Here is a 16,979-nt window from a genome sequence, read left to right as displayed (position 1 = left end):
TCGTTTTATCCTCCTGAAAAAGGAGGCAATAAGGCAATTTCACTGTCTTCGGTTAGTAGTAACGTTTCGTTTTCATTCATTTGCTGATCAATAGCGATTTGAAAACTAATGGATCGGAGTTCCGGAAAATGTTGGTGTAAAATGGTTTTGAAGGTTCCTAAAGAAACCGGATAGTCTACCGCAAACGGTTTGTTTACGATATCGTTGAGTTTCCCAAATATTCGTATAGCCATAGATTATGCTGTTTTAAAATTGTTACTGATTTCATGTTCGGCTTTCGACAAATCTTCCGGCGTATTGATATTTCGAAAACCGTTGCTTTCGAAAGGTATTGCGATACTATTGGCGTCATTTTCGGCTAAAAAATCCATCATTTTTAGTTTATTAGCGATCAGATTGCATTCGACTTCCGGTAGGAGTCGAAAGGGATATAAACCGCATAGTGGTTGTGTTTTGCCGTTGTAATCCAATACGTTAATTCGATCCGCTATATGGTGTCTGATCAGGTATTCAATAGTCTGTGAATCCACAAAAGGCGTATCGGCACTAATAATAAGGACGTTTTCCCTGGCGTGAGAAAGGGCGGTATAAATACCTCCTAACGGGCCTTTGTCTTTGATTTTATCCGGAATAACGGTCAGACCAAACGATTTATAATTGGGATGATGCGCAATGATAACCGGTTTGATATCTAACTGTTGTAACGTATCCACTAAATAAGAGATCATTGGTTTTCCGGAAAGGGATTTTAGTCCTTTATCGTCTCCCATCCGGGAACTTTTTCCTCCGGAAAGCAAATAGGTTTTTATGGTTATCATTTGTTTATAGTTTTATATCCTTGTAATTGTAAAAGAAAATGATCCTGACTTTTTCACCGATTTTAAAATCTTCCTGTTCTTCATTTAATACTACAAAAGCATTGGCTTGAGCGTAAGTATCCATCTGGTAGGAAAGTTGTTTGTCCAATATTGTCGCTTTTCCACCTTGTACTCGTGCTTTTACAAAATGCGTCAGCCCGCTTTTTTTGCGATAAGGTGTAACCAATATCGCATCGTGTTCGGCTTGCGGTTGGTCTCCGGTTATCTGTAGCAAAGCGGGTTTTATATAAGCATGAAAGCAAGTAACCACGGCACTTGGATTTCCGGGGAGTCCGAAAAAAAGTGTCTGATCTTTTTTTCCGAAAAACAAAGGCTTTCCTGGTTTTTGTTGGATCTTATAAAAGATTTCGGTAGTCCCAATTTTATCCAGTATCCGTTTTACAAAATCATAATCGCCAACCGAAATACCACCGGTAAGTAGTAATACATCTACCTTTGTAAAGTTTTCAGAGACAAAATGAAACAATTCGGATTCATTATCGTCAATCCATTGGGAAAAGACAACAGGAATCTCCAATTGTTGTAATAATACTTTTAAAGCGACCGAATTGCTTTCGTAGATTTGTCCGTTTTGCAATGTATTTCCGACCGGGACAAGCTCCTTACCGGTTATAATAATACCGACTTTCGGTTTGGGAAAAACAACAACAGAATCGATTCCTAAAGTGGCCAGAAAACCGATATATTCAGCGGTAAGCAGATTCCCTTTGGATAGAACCCGATCGCCTTTTCGGGTTTGTGTTCCCTGTTTTCGAATATGATCACCTATGGAAACAGTTTGTAAACAATTTAAAATTCCATTTTCAACCGTACAATTTTCCTGTGGTATTACGGTATCGGCACCAATGGGAATCGGTGCTCCGGTAAAAATACGAGCGACTTCTCCTTTATGGACTTCGGGTATTTCGGTTTTTCCGGCTTCGATCTCGTAATACAGCTGTAGTGGAATCGTATTTTTGAGGTCTTCGTAGCGGATCGCATAACCATCCATAGCCGAATTATCAAAACACGGTACATCAAGAGGAGCATAAATTGTTTCAGCTGCAATAAAATTACAGGCGCTATCCAGTGGAATACGAATAGGAGGCAATGTATGACACTGCTGCCGGATATGGTGTAACGCTTCTTTTACAGTTATCATTTTTACGGTTTTAAGTTTAGCCACCAATTTTGATCATGCTTCGGTTTTGTAATTTGTCCGGGTCGATATTTGTATAATCATCAAATTGACCGCCAAGCATTTTATGTTTTTTCAGAAGACACCGTTCGATGATAGGAATAATATTTTCACCCTTTCGGAAAGCACCGAGGATGTCAAATTCCTCCGCGCCAAACAGGCAGTTTTTCATCTTACCGTCGGCCGTGATACGCATCCGGTTACAGTTACCACAAAAGGAATCGCTCAAAGTAGAAATAAAAGAAACCGTACCGGCATGGCCAAAAATTCCGAATTTTTTAGCGGTGTCATTTTTGTCGTCCCGGAGTTTAAACAATTCATACTGTTGTGCGACGGATTCCAATACCAGTTGGTTATGAACCACTTTATCTTTATTCCATTCATTTTTATCAAAAGGCATAAATTCGATAAAACGCAAGTGTACCGGTATCTTTTTGGTCAGGTTTATAAAATCGAATACCTCATCGTCGTTAAAACCTTTGATCAAAACGATATTCAGTTTGACATAAATCCCCTGATCTATACACATCAGGATATTATCCCATACTTTTTGAAACTGATCTCTTTGCGTAATCTGTAAAAATTTAGCCGGATCGAGTGTATCGAGACTAATGTTAACCGATTGGATTCCAGATTTTTGAAATGCCGTTTTATAGCGATCTAATAACATACCATTAGTGGTTAATGCCAACTGAACGGGTAGCATCGACAAGCGTTCGACGACAGCAGTAAAATCTTTTCGTACCAAAGGCTCACCTCCGGTTAAACGGATTTTTTTGACACCGAGGGATGTAAATACTTTGGCAATACTAAAAATTTCATCCGTTTGCATTAGTTTTTGAGGCGGCATTAGCGAAATAGACTCTTCCGGCATACAATAGGTACACCGGAAATTACAATTATCCGTTAACGATATCCGGAGATAATCGTGGATTCTATGGTGTGTATCTTTTAGCATTTGTTCGAAATTAAGAGGGTGGGAAGTCCGTTTTTAAGTTACTTTTTCCGGTAAAAAATACAGCCATAGTACACTTGCCAGAAACAGGACTAAAGAAGCGATAAAAGTACTGTAAGCTACTTCCGGATGTCCTTCCAGGGCATTGTTAAGGGCGGTATACAACAGCCATATCTGGAGCAGCAGATTCACGAGTAAGACAGTGATCAGGGCAGACATGATCATGCTTTTTTTCTGCGGATGGGCTTGTTCCTGTGTGGTTCTGAAATTACTCATACGGTTTCATTTTTAGGATGTTGAACATAAATAGTGTCACCTTCAAAAGTGACATCCAGTTTTTTCAGAGGTCGTGGCGGTGGCCCTTGTATAACATTGCCAGTTTTTACATCAAACCATCCGTTATGACAAGGACATTCAATGGTTAATGTACCGGGTTTATAATATACAGCACAGGACAAATGGGTACATTTTTGTTCGTAGGCATAAAATTCTCCTTCTTCCGTATGGATCAGGATATAGGGGATGGTTTCATTTTCTAAAACAAACGATTTGGTTCCGCCAACGGGAATTTCATTTTTGGCGCAGATTTTTTGTTTTTTTTCATTTTTTGGCTCGTTAAAGAAAGCGGCTTTTGCTGCAATAGCGCCGTTGCCAACAACCATTCCGCCGGAAACCACAGCGAGTAACTTTGCAAAATCCCTTCGGCTTACCTGATTGGCTTGAGATCTGTTAATCGGGAAATCTTTTTTCCAGTGTTTATCCTGATGACTCATTATCGTGTTTTTTAAAATATTTTTAATTCAGTACTCCCTTTGGGCATCATAATGTTGACTTTGGTTTTTACTACCTCCTGACCAAAAACAAACTGATTGACAGGAGAGGAGTTAGGACGCATTTTTTCCATTTCTTCCCGGGTTCCGTAAAACAAGGCTCCACTAGGGCAAACGGTAGCGCACATCGGTTTTTTACCCACACTGGTTCTGTCGTAACACATATTACATTTCATCATCAGATCGTAGTGTTCTACTTTTTTCGGCACGCCAAAAGGACAGGCCATCACACAGTTAGAACATCCGATACAGCGCGATGTATTGGCCGTATGTACGATTCCGAATTCATCTTTGGTAATGGCATCTGCCGGGCAGACATTCGCACAAACCGGATCTTCACAATGCATACAAACCTGTACGGTGGTTTGAATCGTTACGGCCCGGTCTACATAATTGACGTGAATCATCGGCTCATTGCCGTTCGTTTCACATTCGGCACAGGCCGCTTCGCACGATTTGCAACCGATACAACGTTGCATATCTACAAAGAACTCTTCCTGTAGTTTATAATAGTGATGCATATTTTTGTAATTAAATTAAACCAAAGCGGATAATTGAGATCCGTTTTAGCAAAGACATAAAATGATCAGAGGGAGGGATTATTTCTATTAATTGCTTTTATAGTCGGGAGCATCTTTAGCGACATAGGCTTGTTTACCGGTCGGAATAAGCTGGCAGGCACTCACTTTAAATTCGGGTATTTTTGAAATAGGATCCAAATGACCGCTGGTTAATTGATTGGCCGATTTTTTCCCCGGCCAGTGATAAGGAATAAACACTGTATCTTCCCGGATGGTTTCGACAATATTAGCCGGAAATAAAGCTTCACCACGTTTAGTAATTACCCGGACTTCCTCATGTTGCTGTATATTATATTGTGCGGCCAGTGTGGGATGAATTTCGAGCAACGGTTGTGCAAATTGCTCGACCAGTTTTCCGATTCTGCGCGTCTGGGTTCCGCTGAGATACTGGGAAACCACACGACCAGTGGTTAGGATAACAGGATATTCTTCGTCTACCGGATCCATACTGGGATGGTACTGTACCGGATTAAAATGAGCTTTACCATCGGGTGTTTTAAATTTTTTATCTTCCCATAATCGTGGCGTACCGGGATGATCCAGATCCGGGCAAGGCCAGAAAACCCCCATATTTTTTTCAATTTTAGCGTAGGTGATCCCATAATAATCGGCCGTTCCGCCTTTGGAAGCTACGCGAAGCTCATTAAAAACGGCCTCACTATTTACAAAATTGAATTTATCCCCGGCACCCAATCGCTGTGCCAGTTCCATTAAAATTTCGGAATCGGTTCGGGCATTTTTCGGTGGATCAACTACTTTACGGATACGAACGACACGTCCTTCGGCAGTGGTTACGGTACCTTCCTCTTCCTCGTGAAGCGAACCGGGTAGGATGATGTCGCAATGACGCATGGTTTCACTCATAAAGAAGTCGATGCCAACATAAAACTCCAGTTTTTCCAATGCTTCACGAACATAATTATTGTTGGGTAAGGACACCAGCGGATTAAAGCAGAGCGAAAGCAATCCTTTGATTTCATTGCGATGAATAGCCTCAATGATTTCGTAGGCCGACAGCCCTTTACCGGGGAGTTCTTTTTCATCAATGCCCCAGACCTCGGCAATATACTTACGATGTTCCGGGTTTTCGATATCCCGGTTTCCCGGTAATTGATCACATTTATGACCGTGTTCGCGACCTCCTTGTCCGTTTCCTTGTCCGGTAATCGTACCGTAACCACAATAAGGTTTTCCGATCCTACCAGAAGCCAGTACAATATTGATACAACTCAGTACATTTTCGACACCTTTGGTATGGTGTTCAATACCTCTTGCATGTAATAAAAACGAAGTAGCTGCTTTTCCCCAAAGTTGTGCCGCTGCTTCAATTTTTTCTTTTTTAGTTCCGGTAATGGTTTCAGCCCATTCCAAAGTATAGTCTTTTACGGCTTCTTTGGCCGCTTCAAAACCGGAAGTATAATTATCTATAAAGTTATGATCAAGCATATCATGCTCAATCATATAATGGAGTATTGCTCCAAAAAGTGCCGAATCGGTTCCGGGACGTATATCGAGGTGAATATCTGCTGTTCGGGCCAATGGAATGATTCGCGGATCGACAACAATCAGTTTGGCACCATTATCCCGGGCGCGCCATAACCAATAAGTGAGTGTCGGGAACGCTTCAGACACATTTGCTCCGGTTACGATAATCACTTCGGCTTTTTCCAGATCATCATAATTATTGGATGTCCGATCCAATCCGAAAGCTTTTTTATTTCCGGCACCGGCCGATACCATGCACAAACGTCCGTTGTAATCGAGATTTTTAGTTTTTATAGCCGTCCGCGCCAATTTCCCAACCATATAGGACTTCTCATTAGTTAGAGAAACTCCGGAAAGAACGGCAAAAGCATCTTTGCCATGCAGGGACTGTATTCGCTTTATTTCCGAGACGGTTATATCCATCGCTTTTTCCCATTGTATCGGACTATAACCTTCGCCGGGCACATTTAAAAGAGGAGTTGTCAGACGATCAGGATGATTGTCCTGCATATAGCGTTGAACACCTTTTGGACATAAGCGCCCCTGATTGAACGGAAATTCCATCCAGGGTTCAAAACCAACGATTTTATTGTTTTTTGCAAGTAGTTTAATACCACATTGCATACCACAGAAACAACAATGAGTTTCGACCACTTTGTCTGGCTCGTCCCTTCCCGGAATACCTTCCGGCTTCGGAAAATTGAGTGTTGGCCCAAATTGTTCGATAATACGATCGATGTCGATAGGAAGTTTTGCCATACTAAATATAGTTTATCGTTTCAAACCGGATTTTTTATTTTTCGATTAGAAACCTGTTAGACATTTATTTTAGTAGGTTTTTTGATTTGAGTGGGTTATCCGAAGTAGGTTCCGGATTCTTGCCGGGCTTTTAAATGTGCGATCGCTAATAAATCTCTTTTTCCTTCGGGGCTGTATTCCAGTAGCGATTGTCCGTTTTTTGATTCGAGTTGGAATCCCAATTGACGGGTCAGTTTTTTTAAATCAGCAATATGGAGTTGCGTGGCATATTCTTTTCCGGTATGCTTACAAACCTGCATACCACGTTGTTTACCGACTTTCCTATAAATGTGTGCCCCGATTTGAGCCGGTCGCTGGATAATATGGAAGAATTTACCAAACGGCATCCAAACGAGAAAAACGATTACAAAAAAAGCATGGGTAACCGCCATAAATTCATACGTCTGTCCTTTCATAAATTCATAATCGAGCGTTAATCCCAGTCCGGTTAGCGATATTAATATCAGTAATAGTAAAGGTAGGATATCGCCTTCAAAGGTCTGAGTAGCGATTAGTCCGGGATCTTTTAGTCGTTTTTGCAGAAAATAGGAAGCACCGATTATTACCAGTAACGAGCACCAGTTTAAGGCTCCGAATGTTAGAAATCCAACGACAGATTTTACCGGAAAATGCATTACATCAAATCCGAAAAAATGGGCCGTATAGATAGGTTCCAGATGAGGATCTAATCCGGAAGCCGGATATAAGGAAAAGTGAATCCAGCCAAATGTAAGCGGAAAAGTAATGGCAAATGCGATTGTACAGCCTATTGCCATTGCTATGTGCGCAAGACCTCTTTTTTTTCCTCTTTTAAAAATAAAATTCTGAACGACTATATTTTTAAAGAAATCCTTAATAACATATAGCAGATAATAAACAAATTCCTTGGAAAAAAGAATCCGGAAGCTATTTTTAAAATATAGCTGGGTAGGTGGCCTTTGAATCCATACTATATAGCGATACACTATTCCGAAAATCGCGAATAATGTTCCAAACAGATAAGCGACCAAAGCGGCATCAAAATTTTGCAGGCTACGGGATCCGATAAGCACCAGCAGTAAGGTCAAAATTGTAGCAATACAGGCTACAAAAAAGGCTTTAAGGTTGATTATTTTTAACATAATATGAAAAAAAATATTTATTTTGTGATATAAAGTTATAAAAAATAAATAAATTAAATAATATGTTATAAAAATATTTTTTCTTACCTTTACAAACTAAACCCCAAGTGAACAGCTGTTTATGGCTATTCACTGGGGTTTTTTTTATTATTTGTAATCAATAAAAATTGAGTTTATGGAAAATAATCTACGATCGGCACACAAAATTCTTTTTTTGAATACATTGGCTTTTACCTTTTGTTTTGCCTGTTGGACAATGAATGGTGTTTTAGTCACATATTTGGTAGATAATGGGATATTTAACTGGTCGGTTGTTGAAACCGGATGGCTTTTGGGAATACCTATTTTATCCGGTTCCATCACGCGATTGCCTTTGGGCATACTTACCGATAAATATGGTGGGAAAGTGGTTTTTGTCTGGCTGTTGTTATGCTGCTCGGTTCCACTTTTTTTAACCTATTTTGTTAATTCCTATTGGGTCTACTTTTTATTAAGCTTCTGTTTTGGTATGGTAGGAGCCAGTTTTGCTGTTGGAATTGCATTTACCTCGATCTGGTATCCCAAAGAATGGCAGGGAAGAGCATTGGGTATTTTCGGAATGGGAAATGCGGGTGCTGCGTTAACAACTTTTTTAGCACCGGCTACTTTAAATGCTTTATCAGCCTCTGATCCGCAAAACGGATGGCGTTGGTTGCCGGTAATCTACGGCGGTATGTTAATTCTTATGGGACTTATTTTCCTCTTCTTTGTAAAAAATAAAAAAGTAACAGGTCAGGTAAAAACAACAACGGAATTACTTGCTCCGCTAAAAAAAACACGGGTATGGCGTTTCGGGCTATACTATTTCCTGGTTTTCGGTTTGTTTGTAGCTTTTTCACAATGGTTATTGCCCTACTATGTAAATGTGTACAAAACATCGTTGGTATTAGGTGGTTTACTGACCTCAGCATTTAGTTTACCGAGTGGTGTGATTCGGGCTTTGGGAGGTTATCTGTCGGATAAATTCGGCGCCCGAAAAGTAATGTACGGGGTATTGTATTCCTCGCTGATTATAAGCGGATTACTGATGTTACCCAAAATGGATATCCTAACACCGGGGAAAGGTATAGTCACTAAGAAATCGGCTGTTGTTACGGAAGTTACCGAAAATAAAATCGTATTGGGTAATGAAATAATCACGGTAAAAGAAAAGCCGGAAATTCCGGAACAAACGAAGATACTACCTGAGTTTTTTTCCTGGCAGGAAATAGTGATCAAACAAAATCAGGAAGTCCGTAAAAAAGAACTTTTAGCTGAAGGCGTTACCTTGATCAAATTTGAAGCTCATATCTGGGTGTTTTCCCTGTTGGTCATTGCTATAGGAATTGTTTGGGGAATAGGAAAGGCTGCGGTCTATAAACATATTCCGGAATACTTTCCGAATGAAGTGGGAATAGTGGGCGGAATGGTTGGACTTATAGGCGGATTAGGCGGATTTATCGGACCAATTCTATTCGGTTACCTATTGGATTTTTCAGATTTATGGACGAGTTCCTGGATTTTTGTCTTTGTCATTTCGGCCGTTTCTCTTTACTGGATGATCCACACCATTAAAAAAATGACTTATAAAGAAGCGCCTCACCTTAAACACCGTATCGAATAATTGAGTATAGGAGTTGGAACATTAACCTACCAACACAGCTATGCGAATAGAACTGTTAACATAAAACTATTTTATATGAATTCACAATGGCTGACGAATTATGATCCCAATGATAAACAGTTTTGGGAAAAAACAGGCAAAAAAATAGCCTGGAAAACACTTACTATTACAACAATTGCACTAACAATTTCTTTTATCACCTGGTTTTTGTTTAGCGTAGTAGTGATTAAATTACCAAAAATCGGATTCGATTTTTCGGATGACCAGCTTTTCTGGCTGGCGGCAATGCCTGGTTTGGCTGGCGGTTTGCTACGAATATTGAATACGTTCCTGATTCCGCTTTTGGGAACAAGAAAAGTTATTACGATTACGACATTAATTAAAATTATTCCGTTGTTAATGCTCGGTTTTGCGGTGATGAACCCGGAAACGTCGTATCGCTATTTTATGCTGATAGCCTTTTTAATGGGAATTGGAGGAGGCGATTTTTCGTCATATATGCCTTCAACCTCTTTATTTTTTCCTAAAAAAGAATTAGGTACGGCATTGGGAATACAAGCTGGAATTGGAAATTTTGGCGTTTGTTTGGTTCAGTTACTGTCGCCGTTAGTACTGAGTCTGGGGATTTTTTCCTTTGTAGGCGGTGGTGAAATTATTGCCGAAACCGGGCAGGTAATATTTTTGGAAAACGTAGCTTTTATCTATGTTGTTCCTTTGTTTCTGGTTGGAATCTGGGCCTGGGTTTCGTTAAAAAATATCCCGGTAACGGCTTCATTTAAAGAACAACTGGATATATTCGGAGACAAGCATACCTGGTATTGTACTTTGACTTATTTTATGACGTTTGGAACATTTGCCGGTTTGGCAGCAGCTTTTCCGATGATGATAAAAAGTCTATATGTACCGTTGGAAGCCGATTTGGATCCGTTAAAGTATGCTTTTTACGGTCCGTTAATCGGTTCTTTGGTTCGTGTAATTTTTGGTAAAATTGCAGATAAAACCGGAGGCGCTATTCTGACACATATTACAGGTATCGCTTTGATAATCCTATTTGCAATATTGATTTTAGGAGGCTATCTGACACCAACGGCTATCGAACAATTCCCGGTATTTGTGACGATCATATTGTTGATTTTCTTTTTCACCGGAGTAGGTAATGCCGCAACATTTAAACAATTCCCGATTATCTTTTCGGATTCTCCGAGAAGAGCTGCCGGCGTAATCGGATGGACCTCGGCCATTGCTGCTTTTGGCCCTTTTGTCTTTAATGTGTTAATTACGCAGTCCAGAACCATCACCGGTGATACCCGCTTGTTTTTCGGATTGGTGTTTATAATCTGTATATGGGCCACTTTTGTCAATTGGAAATTCTATACCCGAAAAGGGTGTGAACGACCAAGCTAAAAAAATAAAAACTCCCCTTTTAGTAAAAATTGATTTTTTCGTCATAAAGCTACCCCATAAACTAATTATTAATTAAAAATCAGGATATGTTAAAAAAAGTAATGATATTTTGCCTTTGCTGTGGCTATTATTTTACCAATGCACAGGTCGACAGTCTTAAAATGAATATTGATTTCAGAACCCGTTCGGAATTAGATAATGGTCAGAAGACTTTGATTCCGAAAGGAAAAAATGCAGAAACTACGATATTTTCCAGAGCCAGAATCGGATTGGATTATTACTATCAGAATCTTGAAGTCTATTTCTCGACTCAGGATGTAAGAGTTTGGGGGGAAACAGCATCTACTCAAATTAAAAATCAAAATTTTACGGTCAACGAAGCCTGGGCGAAATATCAGTTTAATCCGAAAGCCACACTAAAGATAGGACGTCAGATACTTTCGTATGACAATGAAAGACTGGTAGGAGCTTTGGATTGGGCTATGCAGGGAAGAAGCTTTGATGCCTTAAAAGGGATTTTCTCACTGGGAAAAAAGTCAAAGTTAGAAACAGTAGTGACCTATAATAACGATGGTGATGATACAAACGATACACCAACTAATGAAGTATATGGCATTGCTGACAGTGGTGAAAAAACAAAATCATTGCAATTGCTGCATTACCAGTATAAAGATTCGAACAAATCACAATTTTCCGTTATTGCGATGAACAATGTATTGCAAAATACAGATGGAACACATTATGATATGCTGACAGCAGGAGTGAACGCCGGAAAATATTTTGAGAGTTTCGGGATTTTTGGATCCGGATATTACCAAACCGGTAAAAATACAGCAGGACAAAGTAAAAAAGCGTATCAGTTTTCGCTTAACGCCGATTTTATTGTGAGTAAACAATTTAATATAGTAGTCGGAACGGAGTGGTTATCCGGAAATAATTATGATACGGCTGCGACCGAAAACCGATCTTTTAGTCCGATGTATGGAACCAATCATAAATTCAATGGTTTTATGGATTATTTTTATGTAGGGAACCATTTTAATACATTCGGGCTTAACGATTATTATATCCTGACAAAAACGAAATTCAGTCCAAAATCCAATCTGACAGGGAATATCCATGCTTTTATGACAAATGGAAAACAAAGTATGGATAGTAACGGAAAGGACTTATCTAAATATCTGGGAACCGAATTGGATCTGGTATTTCAGCACAAATTAAATAAGCAATTCGGACTCTTTATCGGACATTCTTTTATGTTTGCATCCGACAGCATGAATACGCTGAAAAATGTCAGTAATCCGAAAAATTTGCAAACCTGGACCTGGCTGGCGCTACACTTTAACCCGTCGTTTAAATTAAAATAAAACCATTTTGAGGTTACCTATACAAGCAAAACCCCGGAAACCATTGGCTTCCGGGGTTTGTTTTTTATAATAATCTGAATTAGTTTAGCTCAGCAAAAGTATCTCCTTTTCGGATATCGCCGGTTTGATAACCGCGTTTAAACCACTCGATCCGTTGTGCCGATGTACCGTGTGTAAAAGAATCGGGAGTAACATGGCCCTGCATTTTTTTCTGGATAGCATCATCACCAACCGCTTGTGCAGCGCTAAGTGCTTCCTCAATATCACCTTCTTCCAGGTATTTCTGATTGTAATGTGCCCATAAACCGGCATAGAAATCAGCCTGTAATTCCAATGAAACCGAAAGTTTATTAGCCGCTGTCTGACTAAGTCCCTGTTGTAATTTTCGAACTTTTCCGGACGTTCCCAGTAAGGTTTGAACATGATGACCAACTTCGTGTGCAATCACATAGGCAATAGCAAAATCACCTTCTTTGGCGCCAAAACGGGTTCGTAATTCTTCAAAAAAAGCCAGATCCATATATACTTTGCGATCGGCAGGACAATAGAAAGGACCGGTAGCAGAAGTAGCACTACCACAGGCAGTGGAAACATTGTCGTTAAACAATACCATTCCGGGTTTTTCATATGTCAGTTTATTTTCGTGAAAAACTTTTGCCCAAATACTATCATTGTTCCCTAACATGGTAGCCGCAAAATCACCTAATTCCATTTCTTTCGGAGTTAATTCGCGTTGTCGAACCTGTTCAGTAGATTGTCCCTGTTGTAACTGCTCTAAAAGAGGAGTGAGTTGCTGGGCATTTTCGCCACCAAACATATTGATCAATAAAATAATAAGACCGATAAGACCACCACCGGCAGCAATTTTACCACCGGAAGACATACCGCGACGGTCTTCTACGTTTTCGCTTTTACGTTGGCCTTTCCATTTCATAGGCTTGGATTTTAAAAGGTTAGTTAGATTCGTATCGGCCGATTTCTTCTATTTCGTTTTCATCGGAACCAAAAATATTTTTATAAATAGTGTAATGCATACAATAAATATACGGAATAGTAAAAAACACACCCAAACAAAAAGCGATAATACCTATAATAGCTCCGATACCGGCAACAATGAGTGCCAGAAAAATAGTTAGAGGCGCTTTATTGACCAGTGTAATACTGTTTATAATGGCATCTTTAACGGATAGATTTCCTAAGATAAGAAGTGGTAGGGTAAGGCAGGTCAGGAAACTAATGATCATACTCACAAATGTTCCTACGAAGTTCATATTTAGCAATTGTAATAACGCTCCGATTAAAGCTGATGTCAATGCAATGATAAGACTGGCCGTAAAAACAGGAATAAACTTCGTTGATTTATAATATTCGAAAGCCGTACCGACACTAAATTCACGATTGTTATCCGCATTGGAAGACATTTTGATGATTCCGGCCGAAAACGGAGCTGTAATAGCGGCGATTACCGTATTAACCAGGGCTGAAATAATAATAAAATTACGGGATAAACCATTTTGCTCCAAATGAGAAAAATCCTGTACATACTGCTCCAGTCCATAAAAAACGGAGACACCGCCAACCAGGAAAACAGTAATAATAATGGCTAGGATTAAAAAAGCCAACCCGGCCATCAACGCTATTTTTTTATAGTTCTCAAAACTCTGGTCGATTAGCGCACCGGTTTCCAGATGCAATCCATTTCTATTAATTTCTTCGAGCTTTTTTTTAATGTTTTGTTGCATTTTTTGTTCTTTTAATTATGATTTTGGAGTTTAAAAGCCAACCCGGAAACCTAAATAGGCATCGGCTTGTTTGGAATTATTTAATAAGGCGGTTACTATAGATCCCGAACCCAGATAAAATCCGCCTAAACGGAACCCGATACCTCCGGTTATTCCGGAAATTTCGTTGCTGGACCAGGGAGAATAAATCTCGTAGTCCTGAGCGGAAAAACGAGGTGTGATTGTAACGACATTCTGAGCCGTAGCCAGGTCATTTTTAGTATCGTCAACGACTTTTTGTTGCATATAGGCGGTTACATACCACTTATTATGGACATGTACATCGGCATAAGCTGAAATAAGTGTTGGCATTTTTACTTTAAAATCTTTGGTTGTATTATCAATGGTAACATAGCCACTGTTGATCAGGATCTGTTCGATTTCTTTTACGTTGTCAACACCTTCAAACTGGTTCAGGTCAAAACTCTGTAAACCTTCAACCGACAGGCTGTAATTTCGGGAAACATTATTATCGGCTTTAAAAGTCATACTTCCGATGTTTCGAACGGCCAGTCCGGCATTAATTTTATAGCCACTGTCATCTTGTTCTTTCCACTGGTAATTTACGCCCAAATCAACGGCATAACCATGGATTCCATTACCAAAAAACTGATTAAAATTGCTACTGTCGGTAAAACCATCGGCCAACGCACCGGAATAGGAAACATTCAGGGCGGCATGCGCATTGGTCAGTTCCACATCGCCTAAAACATTGGTTACGGTACCGCTAAATTTATCCGCGGCAATATTGGCATAAGAACCCGGGAAAAGCAATTTAAAAGTAGCACCACCGCTAAATTTATGCTGATGATCTTCAAAAATGATACGGGAAGCCGAAAAACCGATTTCACCCCATGTTAAAGCATTGACACGTTGGTTGTGGTCGAGTGCAATCACAGCCGAACCGATAAATGAGTTCCGTACGGCATTGGCTAAATTGACGTCAACATCGATTAAATTAGCTTTAATTTTTGCAGAAGAAGTAACCGCAAAAGCCCATTTATCGTGTTTCATAGCGAAAGAAGGGCCTAGAATTTCGGCATCCAGACGCATATTGACCGCTTTGTCCCCTTCAAAAATTTTATCTTCAAGATTACCACCGTTTACAATATCCTTAAAACTGATTTTATTATTGGAAACGTTTACGCTGGTATTAAAAATATTGACTTCATACCGGTTACTAAGATTACTTAATTCCGCCGGATTTACCGAAGCATTCAGAATTCCGGTTCTACGGGTGGTATTGATACCGCTGAAATGCTCCTGTGCATATAGAGACGAAATAAACAGACAACAGGAAGCGACAAGTATTATTCGCATATAAAGAAAGATTAACAATTAAGTGTTAAAAATAATAAAAAAAAATCAAATGCTTTTCCAAATACTGTCATCAGGTGTTGGTGCCGTTAGTACCAATACTTCTTTACTGACCGGATGGGTGAGTACCAGTTTTCGGGCGTGAAGATGAATACCGCCATCGGGATTGCTACGATCGGAACCATATTTCAAATCGCCTTTAATCGGACTTCCGATAGCTGATAATTGCGATCGGATCTGATGGTGTCTTCCGGTATGCAAATCGATTTCCAGAGCGGTATAATTTTGAAGTACTTTGATCACCGAATACGTAAGACGGGCCATTTTGCTATCCGGAACTTCTTTCGGATAGGCCCTGGAAGTATTGTTTTTGGGATTTCGCTTTAAAAAATGAACCAGAGTGGCAGTATCTGGTACAGGGCGGTTTTTCACCACCGCCCAATAGGTTTTTTGGGTTTCCCGGTTTTTAAACAATTCGTTCATACGGGTAAGTGCTTTCGAGGTACGGGCAAATACAACGATACCGGTTGTAGGACGATCCAGACGGTGAATAACACCCAGAAAAACTTCTCCCGGTTTGTTATATTTTTCCTTCAGATATTCTTTAACCACATCGCTAAGTGGCTTGTCACCGGTTTTATCACCCTGTACAATATCACCTACACGCTTATTGATCACAATAAGATGATTGTCCTCGTAAATAACCTGTAAATTATCTTTGTTGGAAACGGTTTTTTCGTTCACAGATACGATCGTATTAATATTGTTCGTTGGCATTCGGGAAATCCTGTGATTTTACATCACTTACATAGTTTCCGATTGCTTTGCTCATATCGTCATAAAGGTTCATATAGCGTCTTAAAAAACGCGGACTGAATTCGTGTGTCATACCAATCATGTCATGGAGCACCAATACTTGTCCGTCGACACCACTTCCGGCACCAATACCAATTACCGGTATGGAAATACTTTCGGCTACTTTTTTGGCTAATGCCGATGGAATTTTCTCCAGTACTACGGCAAAACAACCGATTTTTTCAAGCATTTTGGCATCCTCAAGGAGTTTTTCCGCTTCGGCTTCTTCTTTGGCACGAACGGTATAGGTTCCGAATTTATAAATGGATTGTGGGGTTAACCCCAAATGTCCCATTACCGGTATTCCGGCATTCAGGATTCGTTTGATACTGTCTTTGATTTCACTTCCACCTTCCAGTTTTACAGCATGAGCGCCGCTTTCTTTCATAATCCGGATGGACGAACGCAAAGCTTCTTTCGGATCCGATTGATACGTTCCAAAAGGCAAGTCAACGATAACCAGAGCACGGTCAACTGCGCGAACAACCGAAGAGGCGTGGTAGATCATTTGATCCAAAGTGATGGGCAATGTAGTTTCGTGTCCCGCCATAACATTAGAAGCGGAATCACCAACAAGAATAGCGTCGATTCCGGCACTGTCAACGATTTTTGCCATGGTATAATCATAGGCCGTTAACATGGAGATTTTTTCTCCGTTGCTTTTCATTTCAATCAACGATTTTGTTGTAATTCTTTTGTAGTCTTTTTTAGCAACTGACATAAGTTTCAAATTTTGGAAACGTAAAAGTACTACAATTTCTATCAATACTGTAACATAACCGGGATTA

General features: G+C 39.8%; 17 protein-coding genes. 3 read left to right on the top strand and 14 right to left on the bottom strand.

Features of this window, described 5'->3' with window-relative positions; genetic code table 11:
- Positions 1–5: 5 nt before the first annotated feature.
- From ABFU83_RS07725 to ABFU83_RS07685, 9 genes are all read right to left on the bottom strand, one after another.
- Positions 6–233: a MoaD/ThiS family protein gene (locus tag ABFU83_RS07725; RefSeq protein ID WP_347069951.1), complete on the bottom strand. Its 228-nt coding sequence runs from the start codon at positions 231–233 to the stop codon at positions 6–8.
- A gap of 3 nt (positions 234–236) precedes the next feature.
- Positions 237–818 (bottom strand): molybdenum cofactor guanylyltransferase, encoded by a 582-nt coding sequence (locus ABFU83_RS07720; protein WP_347069950.1) that lies wholly within the window; start codon positions 816–818, stop codon positions 237–239.
- A 4-nt stretch (positions 819–822) separates the two neighbouring features.
- Positions 823–2,019 carry a gephyrin-like molybdotransferase Glp gene (gene glp, locus ABFU83_RS07715; protein WP_347069949.1) on the bottom strand — a complete coding sequence of 399 codons (1,197 nt, stop codon included), beginning with the start codon at positions 2,017–2,019 and terminating at the stop codon, positions 823–825.
- 16 nt (positions 2,020–2,035) lie between these two features.
- Complete coding sequence (gene moaA, locus ABFU83_RS07710) at positions 2,036–3,013, bottom strand: GTP 3',8-cyclase MoaA (protein WP_347069948.1); 978 nt, start codon at positions 3,011–3,013, stop codon at positions 2,036–2,038.
- Between the two features lie 33 nt (positions 3,014–3,046).
- The gene (locus ABFU83_RS07705; RefSeq protein WP_347069947.1) at positions 3,047–3,286 is read right to left on the bottom strand and encodes a DUF6755 family protein; all 240 of its coding nucleotides are present in this window, start codon (positions 3,284–3,286) and stop codon (positions 3,047–3,049) included.
- Positions 3,283–3,783: a Rieske (2Fe-2S) protein gene (locus ABFU83_RS07700; RefSeq protein WP_347069946.1), complete on the bottom strand. Its 501-nt coding sequence runs from the start codon at positions 3,781–3,783 to the stop codon at positions 3,283–3,285. Before ABFU83_RS07700 ends, ABFU83_RS07705 begins: the two co-directional genes overlap by 4 nt.
- Before the next feature lie 11 nt (positions 3,784–3,794).
- Complete coding sequence (locus tag ABFU83_RS07695; protein WP_347069945.1) at positions 3,795–4,361, bottom strand: 4Fe-4S dicluster domain-containing protein; 567 nt, start codon at positions 4,359–4,361, stop codon at positions 3,795–3,797.
- 87 nt (positions 4,362–4,448) lie between these two features.
- Positions 4,449–6,665 (bottom strand): molybdopterin oxidoreductase family protein, encoded by a 2,217-nt coding sequence (locus tag ABFU83_RS07690; protein WP_347069944.1) that lies wholly within the window; start codon positions 6,663–6,665, stop codon positions 4,449–4,451.
- Between the two features lie 95 nt (positions 6,666–6,760).
- Positions 6,761–7,825 (bottom strand): MFS transporter, encoded by a 1,065-nt coding sequence (locus ABFU83_RS07685; RefSeq protein WP_347069943.1) that lies wholly within the window; start codon positions 7,823–7,825, stop codon positions 6,761–6,763.
- A 175-nt stretch (positions 7,826–8,000) separates the two neighbouring features.
- Here ABFU83_RS07685 and ABFU83_RS07680 point away from each other — a divergent pair, with 175 nt between their 5' ends.
- The 3 genes from ABFU83_RS07680 (at position 8,001) to ABFU83_RS07670 (ending at position 12,238) form a co-directional block, all read left to right on the top strand.
- On the top strand, positions 8,001–9,467 hold the full coding sequence (locus ABFU83_RS07680) for an MFS transporter (RefSeq protein WP_347069942.1): 1,467 nt from the start codon (positions 8,001–8,003) through the stop codon (positions 9,465–9,467).
- 75 nt (positions 9,468–9,542) lie between these two features.
- The gene (locus ABFU83_RS07675; RefSeq protein WP_347069941.1) at positions 9,543–10,871 is read left to right on the top strand and encodes an MFS transporter; all 1,329 of its coding nucleotides are present in this window, start codon (positions 9,543–9,545) and stop codon (positions 10,869–10,871) included.
- Between the two features lie 86 nt (positions 10,872–10,957).
- Positions 10,958–12,238 carry an alginate export family protein gene (locus ABFU83_RS07670; RefSeq protein WP_347069940.1) on the top strand — a complete coding sequence of 427 codons (1,281 nt, stop codon included), beginning with the start codon at positions 10,958–10,960 and terminating at the stop codon, positions 12,236–12,238.
- A gap of 79 nt (positions 12,239–12,317) precedes the next feature.
- Here the strand turns inward: ABFU83_RS07670 and ABFU83_RS07665 are convergent, their stop codons facing one another.
- Genes ABFU83_RS07665 through panB form a run of 5 tightly spaced genes read right to left on the bottom strand, consistent with a single transcriptional unit; the run spans position 12,318 to position 16,912 of the window.
- Positions 12,318–13,172, bottom strand: a complete 855-nt coding sequence (locus tag ABFU83_RS07665; protein ID WP_347069939.1) for a neutral zinc metallopeptidase — start codon at positions 13,170–13,172, stop codon at positions 12,318–12,320.
- A gap of 19 nt (positions 13,173–13,191) precedes the next feature.
- Positions 13,192–13,980: a hypothetical protein gene (locus ABFU83_RS07660; protein WP_347069938.1), complete on the bottom strand. Its 789-nt coding sequence runs from the start codon at positions 13,978–13,980 to the stop codon at positions 13,192–13,194.
- Between the two features lie 30 nt (positions 13,981–14,010).
- Positions 14,011–15,339, bottom strand: coding sequence for a hypothetical protein (locus tag ABFU83_RS07655; RefSeq protein ID WP_347069937.1), 1,329 nt, complete (start codon positions 15,337–15,339; stop codon positions 14,011–14,013).
- A gap of 45 nt (positions 15,340–15,384) precedes the next feature.
- Positions 15,385–16,113, bottom strand: a complete 729-nt coding sequence (locus ABFU83_RS07650) for an RNA pseudouridine synthase (RefSeq protein WP_347069936.1) — start codon at positions 16,111–16,113, stop codon at positions 15,385–15,387.
- A complete protein-coding gene (gene panB / locus ABFU83_RS07645; RefSeq protein ID WP_136404276.1) occupies positions 16,094–16,912 on the bottom strand; it encodes a 3-methyl-2-oxobutanoate hydroxymethyltransferase in 819 nt (272 codons plus the stop codon). The genes ABFU83_RS07650 and panB overlap by 20 nt, the downstream gene beginning before the upstream one ends.
- Between the last annotated feature and the right edge of the window lie 67 nt (positions 16,913–16,979).

Origin of the sequence: Flavobacterium sp. WV_118_3 (assembly GCF_039778605.1) — a bacterium.
Classification (GTDB): domain Bacteria; phylum Bacteroidota; class Bacteroidia; order Flavobacteriales; family Flavobacteriaceae; genus Flavobacterium.
This window is presented reverse-complemented; position numbering and strand designations above follow the sequence as displayed.